Origin of the sequence: Mesosutterella porci (genome assembly GCF_022134585.1) — a bacterium.
Taxonomy (GTDB): domain Bacteria; phylum Pseudomonadota; class Gammaproteobacteria; order Burkholderiales; family Burkholderiaceae_F; genus Mesosutterella; species Mesosutterella porci.
On the sequence record NZ_JAKNCT010000001.1, the window covers coordinates 182495 to 195950 of the forward strand.

The 13456-nt window shown below is 63.7% G+C and carries 11 protein-coding genes and 1 riboswitch; of the genes, 3 read left to right on the top strand and 8 right to left on the bottom strand.

The window, feature by feature from the left end:
* Positions 1-58: 58 nt before the first annotated feature.
* Positions 59-1447, top strand: a complete 1389-nt coding sequence (gene dcuC, locus MAF45_RS00865) for a C4-dicarboxylate transporter DcuC (protein WP_237977664.1) — start codon at positions 59-61, stop codon at positions 1445-1447.
* Between the two features lie 77 nt (positions 1448-1524).
* Here the strand turns inward: dcuC and MAF45_RS00870 are convergent, their stop codons facing one another.
* Positions 1525-2859, bottom strand: a complete 1335-nt coding sequence (locus MAF45_RS00870; RefSeq protein ID WP_237977665.1) for an NAD(P)/FAD-dependent oxidoreductase — start codon at positions 2857-2859, stop codon at positions 1525-1527.
* Positions 2860-3081: 222 nt separating this feature from the next.
* Here MAF45_RS00870 and MAF45_RS00875 point away from each other — a divergent pair, with 222 nt between their 5' ends.
* The gene (locus MAF45_RS00875) at positions 3082-4197 is read left to right on the top strand and encodes a M20 family metallopeptidase (RefSeq protein WP_237977666.1); all 1116 of its coding nucleotides are present in this window, start codon (positions 3082-3084) and stop codon (positions 4195-4197) included.
* Positions 4198-4252: 55 nt separating this feature from the next.
* Here the strand turns inward: MAF45_RS00875 and MAF45_RS00880 are convergent, their stop codons facing one another.
* The 3 genes from MAF45_RS00880 to MAF45_RS00890 form a co-directional block, all read right to left on the bottom strand.
* Complete coding sequence (locus tag MAF45_RS00880; RefSeq protein WP_237977667.1) at positions 4253-4462, bottom strand: hypothetical protein; 210 nt, start codon at positions 4460-4462, stop codon at positions 4253-4255.
* A gap of 78 nt (positions 4463-4540) precedes the next feature.
* Entirely contained in the window at positions 4541-4810 is a 270-nt protein-coding gene (locus MAF45_RS00885) for a hypothetical protein (protein ID WP_237977668.1), read from the bottom strand.
* A 785-nt stretch (positions 4811-5595) separates the two neighbouring features.
* Positions 5596-6186, bottom strand: coding sequence for a hypothetical protein (locus MAF45_RS00890; RefSeq protein WP_237977669.1), 591 nt, complete (start codon positions 6184-6186; stop codon positions 5596-5598).
* 359 nt (positions 6187-6545) lie between these two features.
* On the opposite strand from MAF45_RS00890, the gene MAF45_RS00895 reads away from it, so the two are divergent.
* Entirely contained in the window at positions 6546-7037 is a 492-nt protein-coding gene (locus MAF45_RS00895) for a hypothetical protein (protein WP_237977670.1), read from the top strand.
* A gap of 280 nt (positions 7038-7317) precedes the next feature.
* On the opposite strand, the gene MAF45_RS00900 is transcribed toward MAF45_RS00895, so the two are convergent.
* The 4 genes from MAF45_RS00900 to MAF45_RS00915 all read right to left on the bottom strand — a co-directional run bounded on the left by MAF45_RS00900 (position 7318) and on the right by MAF45_RS00915 (position 13195).
* On the bottom strand, positions 7318-8499 hold the full coding sequence (locus tag MAF45_RS00900) for an MFS transporter (RefSeq protein ID WP_237977671.1): 1182 nt from the start codon (positions 8497-8499) through the stop codon (positions 7318-7320).
* A gap of 15 nt (positions 8500-8514) precedes the next feature.
* Complete coding sequence (locus tag MAF45_RS00905; protein ID WP_237977672.1) at positions 8515-10041, bottom strand: UxaA family hydrolase; 1527 nt, start codon at positions 10039-10041, stop codon at positions 8515-8517.
* Between the two features lie 339 nt (positions 10042-10380).
* Positions 10381-12210 (bottom strand): phosphomethylpyrimidine synthase ThiC, encoded by a 1830-nt coding sequence (gene thiC / locus MAF45_RS00910; protein ID WP_283206959.1) that lies wholly within the window; start codon positions 12208-12210, stop codon positions 10381-10383.
* A 117-nt stretch (positions 12211-12327) separates the two neighbouring features.
* Positions 12328-12431, bottom strand: a riboswitch (TPP riboswitch).
* Between the two features lie 14 nt (positions 12432-12445).
* Positions 12446-13195, bottom strand: coding sequence for a FadR/GntR family transcriptional regulator (locus MAF45_RS00915; protein ID WP_237977673.1), 750 nt, complete (start codon positions 13193-13195; stop codon positions 12446-12448).
* Positions 13196-13456: the final 261 nt, after the last annotated feature.

Here is a 13456-nt window from a genome sequence, read left to right on the forward strand (position 1 = left end):
AAGCAGGAGGGGGCCGCAAAGCGCCCCTCCCCCGCGGTTCAAACAAAGGAGAGACTCAATGCACGAACTCATGCCCTACCTCGCGCTGCTTGTGGTGGTGCTCACAGGAGTCGGGATCGTAAAGAAGCTCCAGGTGAACATCCTGCTGCTCTTTGCGGGCCTCGCGCTCAACCTTATCGCCATCCTGGGCGGCCTGGACAACCTGATGCCCAAGGGAGCCCGCTCCACGGGCTTCATCGGTTTCGACCTCTTCGCACTGCTTTCGGCGCTCTCGCGCAACCAGGCGGCCACCACGGGCTTCATCATTCTCGTGGCCGGCGGCTTCGCAGCCTACATGGACCAAATCGGAGCGACCGACAAGCTCGTGAGCGTGTGCATGAGGCCGCTGCAGAAGTGTCATGCGAACCCCTTTCTGATCCTAGGTGCGGTCTTCGTGATGGGGAACCTCCTCGGGCTCGTCGTCACCTCCGCGGCAGGCATGGCGATGCTACTCGCCGTCTCGGTCTATCCCCTGCTCATCGGCATCGGCGTGTCGGGAGTGGCCGCGGCTGCGGTGATCGGCTCGGTGCTCGTGATCAGCTACGCCCCGTCCTCGGCGATTGCGGTGCTCTCGGCCACCACCGCCGGGGTGGATCCCATGACGTACCTGATCCACTACCAGCTGCCCGTCGCGGTGCCCGCGATCCTCGTCACCGCAGTCTGCCACGTCCTCGTGCAGTCCTGGTACGACAGCCGAGACGCCGCCCGAGGCCTGCTCGTGAAAATCGACCCTAAGACGGTCGCCGAAAAGGCGGACCGCGCGGCCGGCAAGCCCTGGTTCTACGCGCTGTTGCCGATCGCCCCGATCGTGATGCTCTTCATCTTCAACAAAATGGTCTACAAGACGGTTGTCCTGGATGTCGCGACAGCGATGTTCATGGGATGGGTGTTCGCGATCCTGGTCGACCTCACCTGCCGGCGCAACCTTATCGAGTGCTTCAAGGACGGCTTCGCGATGTTCAAGGGCATGGGTCACATGATGCAGAGCGTCGTGGGCCTCATCTTCGTGGCCGCGCTCTTCGCCGCGGGGCTGAAGAACGCGGGGCTCGTGTCGCTGCTGATCGACGCGGCCCGCGGCGCGGGCTTCGGCATGACCGGAACGGGCCTCGTCGTCTCGGCCGTGATCGGCATCGTCACCGTGCTCACGGGCTCGGGCGTCGCCTCCTTCACCGGACTCGTACCGATCGCCCCGCAGGTGGCCGGCAGCCTCGGGGGCGACCCCGCGGTGCTCGCGATGATGATGCAGCTCTCGAGCGAGTTCCTGCGCCCGCTCTCGCCCGTGGCCGGCGTCATCATCATCGTGGCGGGCTTCGCGGGGGTCTCTCCCCTCACCGTCGTGCGCCGCACCTGGCTGCCGTGCCTTGCAGGGCTCGCGGTCGCGCTCGCCCTCACCATCCTCCTGTTCTGAAGGACCGGGTCTTTCAGCGGGCGGGAGCGAGTCCGCTCCCGCCCTCAGTCCGGGCCTTTCTGCTCTGCTCTTCTTTTTCAGGCCTCGCTGCCCGGGGCGGCTTCCGCGCCCCGCGGCTTTCTTTCCTCCGGCTCCTCGAGCGGCCTTTGCCTCGGCCGCAGAATCAGCCTCAGGCTCTGGGCGTAGGTGAAGTAGTTCCAGATCCAGTTCAGGAGCACGAAGAACTTGTTCTTCACGCCGAGAATCGGGCGCAGGTGCACGACAAGCCACAGCGACCAGGCCGGCAGCCCCCCGAACTTCATCCTTCCGATTTCAGCCACGGCGCGCTTGCGCCCGATCGTGGCCATCGTGCCGAGATTTCGGTAGACGAAGGGCTGCATGGGCTCGCCCTTTTCCTTCCGCACGAGGTTGCGCGCAAGAAGCGAGGCCTGCTGCAGGGCCGCCTGCGCGAGCTGCGGGTGCCCCTCCTTCCATTCGGGGTCGCCCTGCACCTGGCTCTGGTCACCGATCGCAAAGACGTTCTCCATCCTCCTCACCCGGCAGAAGCGGTCGGTGATGATGCGTCCGCCGCGCCCGAGGGCCTCGAGGGGCAGCCCTCCGACCGGAGCCGCCCGGATGCCGCTCACCCAGATCACGGTAGCCGACTCCAGGGTCCCGCCGCCCGCGCTTACCACGCCGTTTCTGCAGTCCGTCACCCGCCAGCCGTTGTGCACGTGCACGCCCATCTTCAGGAGGTCCTTCTCGGCCCTGGCCGAAGAGAGGGGATCCATCGACTTGAGCAGCCTCGAGCCCGAATTGAGCAGGTGGATGTGCATCCGTCCGGCAAGGTCCGGATAGTCCCTCGGCACGACGTCCTTCTTCATTTCGGCGAGCGCCCCGGCGATCTCCACCCCCGAGGGGCCGCCGCCCACGATGACGAAGTTCAGATATCTCTCCCGCTTCTGTGGGTCCTCCTCGGTCTGCGCGCGCTCGAGAGCGAGAAGGATGCGGTTGCGCAGCACCATCGCGTCCTCCACGGTCTTCATCGGCAGGGCCTCCCGCTCGATGCCGGCCTGGCCGAAGAAATTCGTTTCGCCGCCCATCGCAAGCACCAGATAGTCGTAGCCGATCGGGCCCACTGAGGTGAGGAGCACTTTGTCGCCGGGGTCAACCCCGCGGACCTCCGCCATCCGGAAGAGGCAGTCCCGGCAGCCCTGGAAGAGGCGGCGCAGCGGAAAGGAGATGCTGCTCGGCTCAAGGCCGGCCGAAGCTACCTGGTAGATGAGAGGCGGAAACTGGCTGTAATTGTTCCTGTCGACCGCCACGACCTGGAAGCCGCGGCCGCGCAGCTCCATGGCGAGCCTCAGGCCGCCAAGGCCCATGCCCGCGATGACGACGCGGGGCATCCCGTTGGTTCTGATATTGGCTTTCATTTCTGAGGGAGGAGCTTAAAGATGTATTTTTAATACTCATAATATGCCATAGGTCGGCCTGAACCACCAGAGAAAAATGAAGGCTCTTCAGAGGAGAAGGATTCTTTCAAGCCGGGCGGCTCCGGGCGCGGCGCTCGCGACCGGGCTCCTTTCCCGGAATTGGCGCGGACGTGTATGCTCCTCCTCAGTCATTCAAATCCTTTTTTTGGAGGGGGAGGCACCATGTCACTGCTCGAAGACTACATCCGAGACCTGAAGGAAATCGTGAATTTTGACAGCGGCACCGGAAACGCCGCGGGCGTCACCCGCGCCGCCGGCATCATGCAGCGCCACTACGAGTCGATCGGCTTCAAGGCTGAGCTCGTCGACCTGGGCGATGAGGTCGGGCGCGGGATGCTCGCCGTGAACAAGCCCGGGGCCGCGCACTACGACGTCCTTCTCAACGCCCACCTCGATACGGTCTTCCCGGACGGGACCGCGGCCGAGCGCCCCTTCAGACTCGAGGGCGACCGGATCACGGGTCCGGGCTGCATGGACTGCAAGGGCGGCGTCATGGCCTTTTACTACGCGCTGAAGACCCTGCCGCGGGAGACGCTGGACCGGCTCTCCATCGCGGTCGCCTGCAACCCCGACGAGGAGACGGGCTCGAAGAACTCCCACGAGTGGCTCTCTGAGCTTGCGAAGAAATCCTCCTGCGCGCTCGTCGGCGAGCCGGGGCGCCCGAACAACGCGCTCATCCGCTCGAGAAAAGGTATCGAAGGCTACATAGTGAACTTCACGGGCCGGGCCGCGCACGCGGGCAACAACCCCGAGAAGGGGCGCGACGCGAACCTCGCCATGATGCGCTTCACGCTCGAGGCGGTAAAGCTCAACGACATGCCCGCTGGGGTGTCGGTGTGCGCAACGCTCGTGAAGGGCGGCACGATTCAGAATTCGATTTCGGACACGGCGGAGGTCTATTTCGACACCCGCTTTAAGACCGACGAGCAGGGCGCGGCGCTCGACCGCGCGATGCGCGCGCTCGCCGCGAAGAGCTGGGGCGAGAACATCGGCGTCACCCTCCGCACCGACCACAGCAGGCCCGCGATGCCTTACTCGGAGCTAAGCCGTCCTATCGTTGAGAAGATCTCCGAGGCTGCCCGCAAAGCGGGATTTGAGCCGCTGTGGGCCGACGCGGGCGGCGGCTCGGACGCGAGCTACATGGCGCGGGCCGGCATCCCCGCCGTGGACGGCTGCGGCCCCGCAGGCGGCGGCGCGCATTCGAAGAACGAGTACCTGCTCGTGAACACGATCGAGCAGAGGATCGCAATGATCCGCAACTTCCTCGTCTCGCTTTAAGGCAGCGCCCGGGCGGTCCTGGCGGGCGGGCTTTTCCGCCGCAGGCGCCCGGGCTTTACTTGAAAAGCGCCTTGATGAGGTCGAGTAGCCCGAAGGTTGTGCGGCTGTAGACCCGGTTGTACAGGGCCTTCTTCGGGTGCAGGAGACCCATGCCCCGTTTCCCGTACCCGGGAATCAGAGCCCGCTTGACAGACCTTTTCAGCCGCCCCGTTGTCCGCGCGCTGATGCTCGCCTTAAGCGAGGGCTTTCTGAATCCGATTTTCATTGAAACGCTCCTTTCCGCCGCCTGCCGCGGCAGCCTGCGCACTCGGACGGCGGCAGGCCCGGAATTTCATCACTGTCCTCATCCCTCTATGATGTCGCTGCTGCGGCTTCTGCTGTAGCTCGAAGCAAGATGCATGGGCTCCAGGCCCTGAAGCTCCATGAGCTTGCTCTGCCTCGTCTTAATGCTCTTCACCCGGCAGAGGGTCTCAACCAACTTGGACTCTATGCGGTCCAGCTGCTCAGCAAGCCGAGCTTTCTCAAATCGATCTTCACCGTCAGGATCACATCGAGAGGCAGACTGTTCGCCCCCGGTGCCGCTCATCGAAACCCACGCCATAAAAATCGCCATTACTCATTGCTTCGCTTCCTTCCGCGTTTTAAATCTCAAGAGATCGTCTTCGTTATTCTCCGCGCGGGGCATGGACATCATCCCCCCAGCTGCTGGATGACTTATCCTGGGCCACAGAGCCCACCAGAACTCCGTCGACCCAGTAATGCTCCGCAGTTCCGCCTCCCTTCCCCCACCCGGACGTAAGGTCCGAGCGGAGGAATAAGGGTTCATCAAAGTCCACAGCGTCCAAGTTGCTTCTCTCCCTGTTAGCGCAGCCTCCCTGATGCCGGCAGGCACTCCAGCGGCCGCAGCTGTTGCCCGAAATATGCAGGATACGCCGCATCTTTCTTAAACGATGAGTTCCCGCCGCCTGAAGGCCGCGGCCGCTCGCCTCTCAAGTAGAGGCCTTTTGTGGTGGCTGCGGCACTTTCTCCCGACGCATTCTCCTAGCGCAAAAAAACTGCATTCTCGAAGCATTTCCCCTAATCTAAACTTCAAACCACGCAAAGTTATGCGCAAAGCTCTTGACAGAGGCTTGATTCTCGCGAATTGATGATGAAAAGCCTTCCTGGCATTTGCTCTGACTCTGCTCTCATTTTCTGGCCCCGCATCGTCAGTCCGCATGGGAAAAGCGCAGCAGCTGAAGGCTGGGGCCGCTCAGGCTTTAAGCCGGCAGGCATCTTTCTCGGAGCCAGAAAGAATCTTCTGGCCGCCATATAGATGACGAGATGTGAGAAACCGCGCGATCCGTGCGGAGCCCGGCTTAGTCCAAAGAATGGGAGGAGGGGTCTTTCCCCTCAGGCTCAGGGATTTTTCTTTTCGAGCGCCGCGACTGCGCAGCGCGCGATCCGCTCGAGTGCCTTCGCGTCGCAAAGGGCTGCGTCGATCAGGCTCTCGCGCTCAGCCTCCGTGAGGCTTGTACCGGCGAAGGCAGTTTTCGCGCGGGAAACAAAGCGCGCGAAAGCTTTCTTTTCCTGCCCTGCGAGCAGCAGCTGCCGGTACTCGGAAGTCGCCCTTGGACTGGCCTTCTCTTCACCTGAAAGATCGGAGGAAGCCCAGTTTTCCGCACAGATCGTCGCCGAGAGCGCCGCCTTAAGCGGCACACCGCTCACACCGGAGACCGGGATGAAAGCGCCGGTAAGCGCAATGGTCTCCTGGATCAGGAGGCTCTCGGCTCGCGGCTGCAGGCTGTAGGAGCGCTCAATCCCGCGGGTGAGGCGCACCGAAGCCCTCAGCAGCACGTGCGCGGCTCTGAGCTCGGACTCCTCCGGGGCTTTCCCCTCGCCGCTTCGCCTGAGCTCATCCTTTACAAACTGCGCGGACAATCTGTAGTTGAGCAGCCTGTGATAGGTGTACCGCTCGAAAAAACCGGTGATGAAGCGCAAGGAGGGCATGAAAAACTCCCGGAGAGAAACTGTGCCAATCCTGTAGGAGGCTATCCTCATTCTAAAGATAAAGCAAACAGGAAAGCCAAGAAATCTCGCGGTCCACGGGCGGAGGAAGGGGCCTGCGCCTTGTGAAAAAACGCCCGTTCGTGCATACTTAGGCTGAAATTCAGGCCGCCGGACAACAAGCAAGATTCCCCGGAAGACCCGGCGCACTGCTGCAGGCGCAGTGAAGAGGAAAGGGACGATGCGGCCCCGGCTTCCGCCGGCAGGATCCCGCCGCGCTCACGAAAAGTTACCGCTGTTTTGCGCCGTCCGTGCCCTGCGCCGCCCGGACGCCCTCATTTCAATATTGGGAGTAAGAAGACATGGCACTTCCCTACAACTGGGACATTGCAACGCTTGACGAATTCATGGAGTATTACGCGGACTACGAAGGGGTGGATCTGCAGTCGCTACCCGACCGGCTCGAGGATGAAAACGCGCCCGTGCCCGTGCGCTATGAAAAATACCTTGACTACAACGGCTCCTGGATCGAGCGGCGCTTCTACCCGGTCGAGGCGCTCAAGGTGCTGCTTTGGAACGGGGACCTCGTGCCGGCCAGCGGGCTGGAAAACCTGCTGGACCTGCCCCGGCCCGAAATTGAGAAGCTGCACCGGTACGCCTTCTGCCGACCGGTCGGCATCAACCGGCGCGGCGAGTGGCTGTTCGACGCGGACTACATGCTCAAGTGCCGCAAGGCCTGGCTCGCGGAGAAGGAAGGCGGGGATCCGAGGCGCCTGGGGGTGAAGCCTGCGGGCCCGAGGGAAGCGGAGTTCAACTGGTTTTCGCTGGACTTCAAGGCGAGGGATCCGGACTGACCTGAGCGCGCAAGGCCGGAAAGAGCACGCCGCCGGAAAAGGGAACGGCCCTCGCCCCGGCGGCGCACAGTTTTTAATTATGTCACAGTCAACCCGGCGGAAACAATAGAGATTTTCTATATGGCGGAAAAAAGCCCGCCATGAGATACTTACTTCGAGGCCGGAGAAAAGGCGCGGATGGTGAAAGCATCGCGAGCCGCTCTTCCGGCAATAAAAGCCCCGGGCTGAAAGCGCCATTTTGGTCTGCTATCCCTAAACCCCGGGGCTTTTTCATGCCCGCTTATTTCTTCGCAAGGGGCTTTGGCTCCTCCAGGGCCTGCGAGCGGCCTATCGTCTGCGCAAAGAGCGCGGCCGCCCCAAGCGACCCCGCCATCGCCATGAAGATCCAGAAAACACCGGCCACGGAGGCGAGCGCCCCGAAGGCGAGTGGCAGCGCTGCATGCCCGGCCTGGGTGAGCATCGAGCGCAGCCCGATCGCCTCGCCCGTGCGTCCCGTGGGGCTCTGCGTCTGCAGGAGGCTCATCACGTTGGGCTGGCTCGCCCCGAGCCCGGTGCCCAGCACGAAGGCGCAAGCAAGCAGCGGCGGCATCGAGGTGAAGAAGGGAAACAGGAAGTAGGCGGCCGCCCCCATCAGCATCACGAAGACCATGAACTGCCACTCGCTTACGCGCCCGGAGACAAACGGCATCACAAGGCGCACGAAAAAGGTTGCGGCGTAGAACGTTCCCACGAGCCAGCCGATTTCGGTTGCGGTGAGCCCGACGGCGTTCCCGTAGACCGGAAAGACGAAGGTCTGCAGGTCCCAGGCGATCGTCACCATCGCGGAAATGATGAGAACGTTACGCACGGGAGGATGGCGAAAGAGGTCGAACGCCCCTGTCTTCTTTTTGTTCGCTTTGCTCCCGGGCGCGCGGGGAAGACGACGCGAGAGGTCGATCGTGGCGGCAAGCCCGAGCAGCGCCACGGCCGCGCCGAGAGCGAAGGCCGCCTGGTGGCCCGCGCGGTCGATCACAAAGCCCGCAGCAATCGGGCCGGCAAAGCCCGCGGCGGCGGTGGCGGTTGCGAGCCACGCGAAGTTGGCAAGCCGCGTCTCAGGGGAAGAGAGGGCTCCAATCATCCTCTGCGACGAGAGCGAAGCCGACATGAGCCCGATGCCTGCAAAGCAGCAGCCAAGCCCGAGCGGCACGAGGCCGAAGCTGCCGGTCGGAAGCGCCGCAGGGATGACAAGTCCCAGCAGCGTGAAAATCCCGGCCACGAGCACGGGCTTCCGCTCGCCCTCCCGGTCGATCCAGCGTCCCCAGGAGAGCGACAGCAGCGCCGGGAAGGCGGCGAGCAGACTGATCAGGACGCCCACGGCAAGGCTTCCGTAGCCGTGCGCAAGGGCATCAAGGCTCGAACCCATGCGGATGATGGAAAAACTGAAAGTGAGCAGAGCGATGGCGAGGTAGATCCGATTTCTCATTCTTAAGCCTCACTGCTAAATCGTCGGACCCGTGGTCCAAATGTTCATCGAGTTCACGTAGCCGCAGCGTTCGGCCGCGGTAGGCTCGCCCCTGCAGGTCCGCATCAGCGCGTCAAATACGCGCCGCGCGGCCTCTTCAAGCGGCTCTGCCCCGTCGATCACGCCCGCGACCGAGCAGTCCATGTGCTCGCGCATCAGGCTCCAGGTCCGTGCGTTGCCCGTCACCTTGACGACCGGAACGAAGGGAAAGCCCTGCGGCGCTCCGCGGCCGGTGGCAAAGAGGATCGCGCTGCAGCCGGCCGCCGCAAGACCCGTGAGCATCTCGGGCTCGCGCCCCGGCGCATCCATCATCGTGAGCCCCGGGGCCTCGGAGACCGCCCCGTAGGGGACAACGGCCTGGAAGACGGCGCTACCCGCCTTTGCCAGGGCCCCCAGGGACTTCTCCTCGATCGTCGTGAGGCCGCCCGCGATGTTGCCGCGGGTGGGCTGACCGCCGCGCATGTCGACTCCCATCGCGCGAGCCCTCGCCTCCATGGCGGCAACCGCCTCGAAAATCGAGCGGGCCACCTGAGGATTGGCAGCCCTGCGAGCCGCAATGTGCTCCGCCCCCATGAATTCCGTGGTCTCGCCGATCACGACCCGAGCGCCTGCGGCGACGAGCGTGTCCACGACACGTCCGATCGCCGGATTGGCCGAAAGCCCCTGGGTCGTGTCCGAGGAGCCGCACTTGAGCCCCACGCGAAGCTTTGCAATTGGAACCGGAACGGGCTTCGCCTCAATTTTCTCCCAGAGCCTCGTGACCGCCCCACGGATCTTTTCAACCGAAGATTCGAGCCCCCCTTCTTTCTGCAGCACGACAAGCTCGACCGGGCGGCCGCTGCGGAGGATCTCGTCCGCGACCCACTCCGAGCGGACGCTCTCGCAGCCGAGGCTCACCAGCACGACGGCTCCAAGGTTCGGACTGCGCCCGAGGTTCACGAGAACGCGTTCAACCTGCCGCACGTCAGGGGCGGTCTGCGAGCAGCCCTGCTGGTGCGTGAACAGGGCGGCGTGGGGCGAGGCGGCGCGAAGCACGACGTCGTTCACGCAGGCCACGGCGGCCAGAACTCCCACGAAGTTCCGGGTACCCGCCGTCCCGTCGGATCTCGGATAGCCCTGGAAAGTAAGCCCCCGAGCGTCAAAAAGAGGCGGCTCAAGGGCTGCCCGGTCGGGAAAGAATGTCTCCGGCAAAGGTTCGCCCGGACGCTTCTCACAGGCTGCCGCAGCCCGATCGCCGCGACCGCGTTCGCTCTCCAGGTTCTGCACGTGGACCCAGGCGCCGGGCTCGATGTTCGCGGCGGCGCGCCCAATCTCTTCGCCGTACTTCAGCACGGGTTCGCCCTTTGCGATCCGGACAAGCGAGGCCTTGTGGCCGAACGGCACGTCTTCGAGAAGCCGGACCGGATCCGCCCCCCGCACTTCGAGCTCCTCTCCCTTCCTGCCGTCAGAAAGCAGCGTCGCCACGTTGTCGCGCGCGCTGATCCGAATGCCGGTTGCGCCCATAGGATCCTCCCCTTCTTTTTGTCGTTTCGGGAAATTTATAAGCAGACTTCAGCCATCATAGCTCAGGGGCCTCCGGCGCACCCAAAACAAACTCCTTTCGAATCTCCCTTTCTTTTTCCTGCTTCTGCCGTTCTTCCGGCGGGAAAAGGGCGCTCCTGAGCCCGGGCTCCTGCCGCTTCCGCGAGACCTTGTTCTTTGAGGCAGGCCTCAGCGCCCGTGGCTTTGCCGTGCCCGGGCGAGCTTCGCGCTCAGCATGAGGCTGTGCGCGGGGGCCGGTCGCGGGCGGCCCGTCCCCGCGGTCTTAAAGCGCGGAGTCCTAGAGCCAACGAGGCTTTTTTTTCAGCGCCCGGAAGGGGCCTGTCCCGCCAGTCCCTCCTTCAGGGCCCACTGCCTCACCTCTTCGCTGATTCGCATCGAGCAGAACTTCGGGCCGCACATGGAGCAGAAGTGCGCCTTTTTCATGCTCTCCTTCGGCAGCGTCTCGTCGTGCATGGCAAGCGCCTTCTCGGGGTCGAACCCCAGGTGGAACTGGTCGAGCCAGCGGAATTCGAACCGCGCCTTGCTCATCGCGTTGTCGCGGATCTGCGCTCCGGGCAACCCCTTGGCGAGGTCGGCCGCATGGGCCGCAATCTTGTAGGCCACGATCCCCTCGCGGACGTCCTCCCGGTCGGGCAGCCCCAGATGCTCCTTGGGGGTGACGTAGCAGAGCATCGCCGTGCCCCGCCAGCCGATCACCGCCGCCCCGATCGCGCTCGTGATGTGGTCGTAGCCCGGCGCGCAGTCCATCGTGAGGGGCCCGAGCGTGTAAAAGGGGGCTTCGTCGCAGGCGGCAAGCTCGTCCTCGACGTTTTCCATCACGCGCTGCATCGGAATGTGACCCGGCCCCTCAATCAGCACCTGGACGTCGCGGGAGCGCGCTATCCGCGCGAGTTCGCCCAGCGTCCGCAGCTCCGCCTTCTGCGCCTTGTCGCACGCGTCGTAGATGGAGCCCGGGCGCAGCCCGTCGCCCAGGCTCACCGCAATGTCGTAACGGCGAAGGATCTCGCAGATCTCTTCGAAGTGGCTGTAGAGGAAATTCTCCTCGCGGTGCGCGATGCACCAGCCCGCCATGATGGAGCCTCCGCGCGAGACGATGCCGGTGAGCCTCGGGAGGGTGAGCGGGATGTGCTCGAGCCTCAGGCCGGCGTGGATCGTGAAGTAGTCCACGCCCTGCTCGGCCTGCTCGATGAGGGTGTCGCGGTACACCTCCCAGGAGAGGTCGGAGGCAACGCCCTTCACCTTTTCGAGCGCCTGGTAGAGCGGCACCGTCCCGATCGGCACAGGGCTGTTTCTCAGGATCCACTCGCGCGTCTCGTGGATGTGCCGCCCGGTGGAGAGGTCCATCACCGTGTCGGCTCCCCAGCGGACCGACCAGAGCATCTTGGAGACCTCGCCTGCAATGCCGGAAGAAACTGCGGATGTGCCGATGTTCGCATTGATCTTCGTGAGGAAGCTGCGGCCGATCAGCATCGGCTCGGACTCCGGGTGGTTGATGTTGGCGGGAAGCACCGCGCGCCCGGCCGCGATTTCGCGCCGCACGAATTCGCCGGTCACCTCGGGGGAAATCTCCGCCTCGAAGGAACGGCCCGGGTGCTGAGCGAGAAGAAGCCGGCGCTCTTCCGGCGGAAGCTTTTTGAGGCTTTCCTCGTAGGCCCGGCGGTTCATGTTCTCGCGAACTGCGGCAAACTCCATTTCCGGAGTCACAATGCCAGCCTTCGCATAGTGGAGCTGCGTGACGCTGCAGCCTTCGCGGGCCCGGCGGATGGGCCTCGTGCGATTAAAACGCAGGGGTGCTGCCGAGTCATCCGCCTCGCGTTCGCGCCCGAATCGGCTGGCAGGCGCGGAGGTCGTCTCCGTGTCCCCGCGCTCCTCAATCCAGGGCTCGCGCAGCGCCGGAAGTCCCCGCGCGATGTCCACCTTTTTCTCCGGGTCCCCGAAGTCGCCCGACGTGTCGTAGAGGAACACCGGGGGGTTCACTTCGACGCGCCCGTCAGGCAGCTGCGTCTGATCCTGGTCGACCGCCCTCATGGGCACGAGAATGTCGGGTCGGGTGCCGCGGACATAGATGCGGCGGCTGCCTGGCAGGGGCCCCAGCCCCTGAAGCAGCCTGTCGTCGGGGCGAGGCTCCATGCGCCCTTCGGGATGGATTTCGATCTTGTCAGTCATGGCGGGTCTCCTTTTCATGCGTGTCTGCTTTTCGAAGGAAATCCCGGCGGAAGCCTGCAATGCAGGGGGCAGGTGTTGCCCTGCGCGCCCGGGGCGTTTTCCTTCGGCGGTATTGGCCGCATCAGGTTCGCGGGTTTTTCTCAACCGAAGGCTTCTGCAGCCTCCCGGTACCCCGAACGCCTCTTTCGTGTTCTGCGCGTTATTTTAGGCTTTCGCGGCTGTCCTTCCAGCCGCGGGCCTTCTGCTCGCGGACGAGCTCGGCCTTCGCCCCCTCGAGATGCTCGCGCATGAGGCTTGCGGCGCGCTCCTCGTCGTGGGCGGCGATCGCCTCGCAAATGCGGCCGTGGAAGGCGATCGACTCGCGGCGGCGTGCCTCGGTGGAGAGCGTGAGGTGGAAGGAATAGCGCTGAACCTCTGCGAAGAAGCTGTTCACGATCTGGATCATCCGGTTGCCGCCGATGGCGATCACCTTGCGGTGAAACTGCGCCCAGGCGCTTTCGCGCGCATCAACATCGATGTCTGCGGCATTCGAGGCCTCCACGTACCCCCGCAGCTCCCGCACATCCGCTTCGGTCGCGCGGCGCGCGGCAAGCCCTGCTGAATAGCTTTCAATCAGAATCCGCAGGTCGAAGAGGTCGAGAATCGACTCGACCGAAAGCGGAGCGAGGAAAGGCCCGATCTTTGAGAAGACGGCCCCGGGATCAGCCCTCTGCACGACGACGCCCCGGCCCCGCTCCTGCTTGACGATGCCCACGTATTCCAGGGCCTTGATCGCCTCGCGAACCGGCACGCGGCTCACGCCGAGCGACTCGGAGAGCTCGCGCTCGGAGGGCAGGATGGACTCCGGGGGGTACTCCCCGGAAAGGATGCGCTCGCGCAGTATTTCCGCCGTCTGGCGAAACAGCGGCGTGGAATCACGATCGAGATGCACCTGGGCTTTCGTCTGCATGTCCTTCCTTTTTTTCAAGTTGAATTCGAAATGACCGCGGATCAAATGAATTTAATTAGTTTATTACGTCTGAAGGAGATAGCCTCATCTCTTTGTAGTATACTGGTATACCGTTGAATCGAGCGGATGACCGCCCGCCGAAGGAACTCTGCGGCAGTTTCAGAAACTGAAAATGAAGGTTTTTGAAATGAAAGGCGCTCAAGGGTTTTAGGCCTCTACTTTCGACGGACCCATCTTCGTAGAATGAACAGGTGTCAGCGG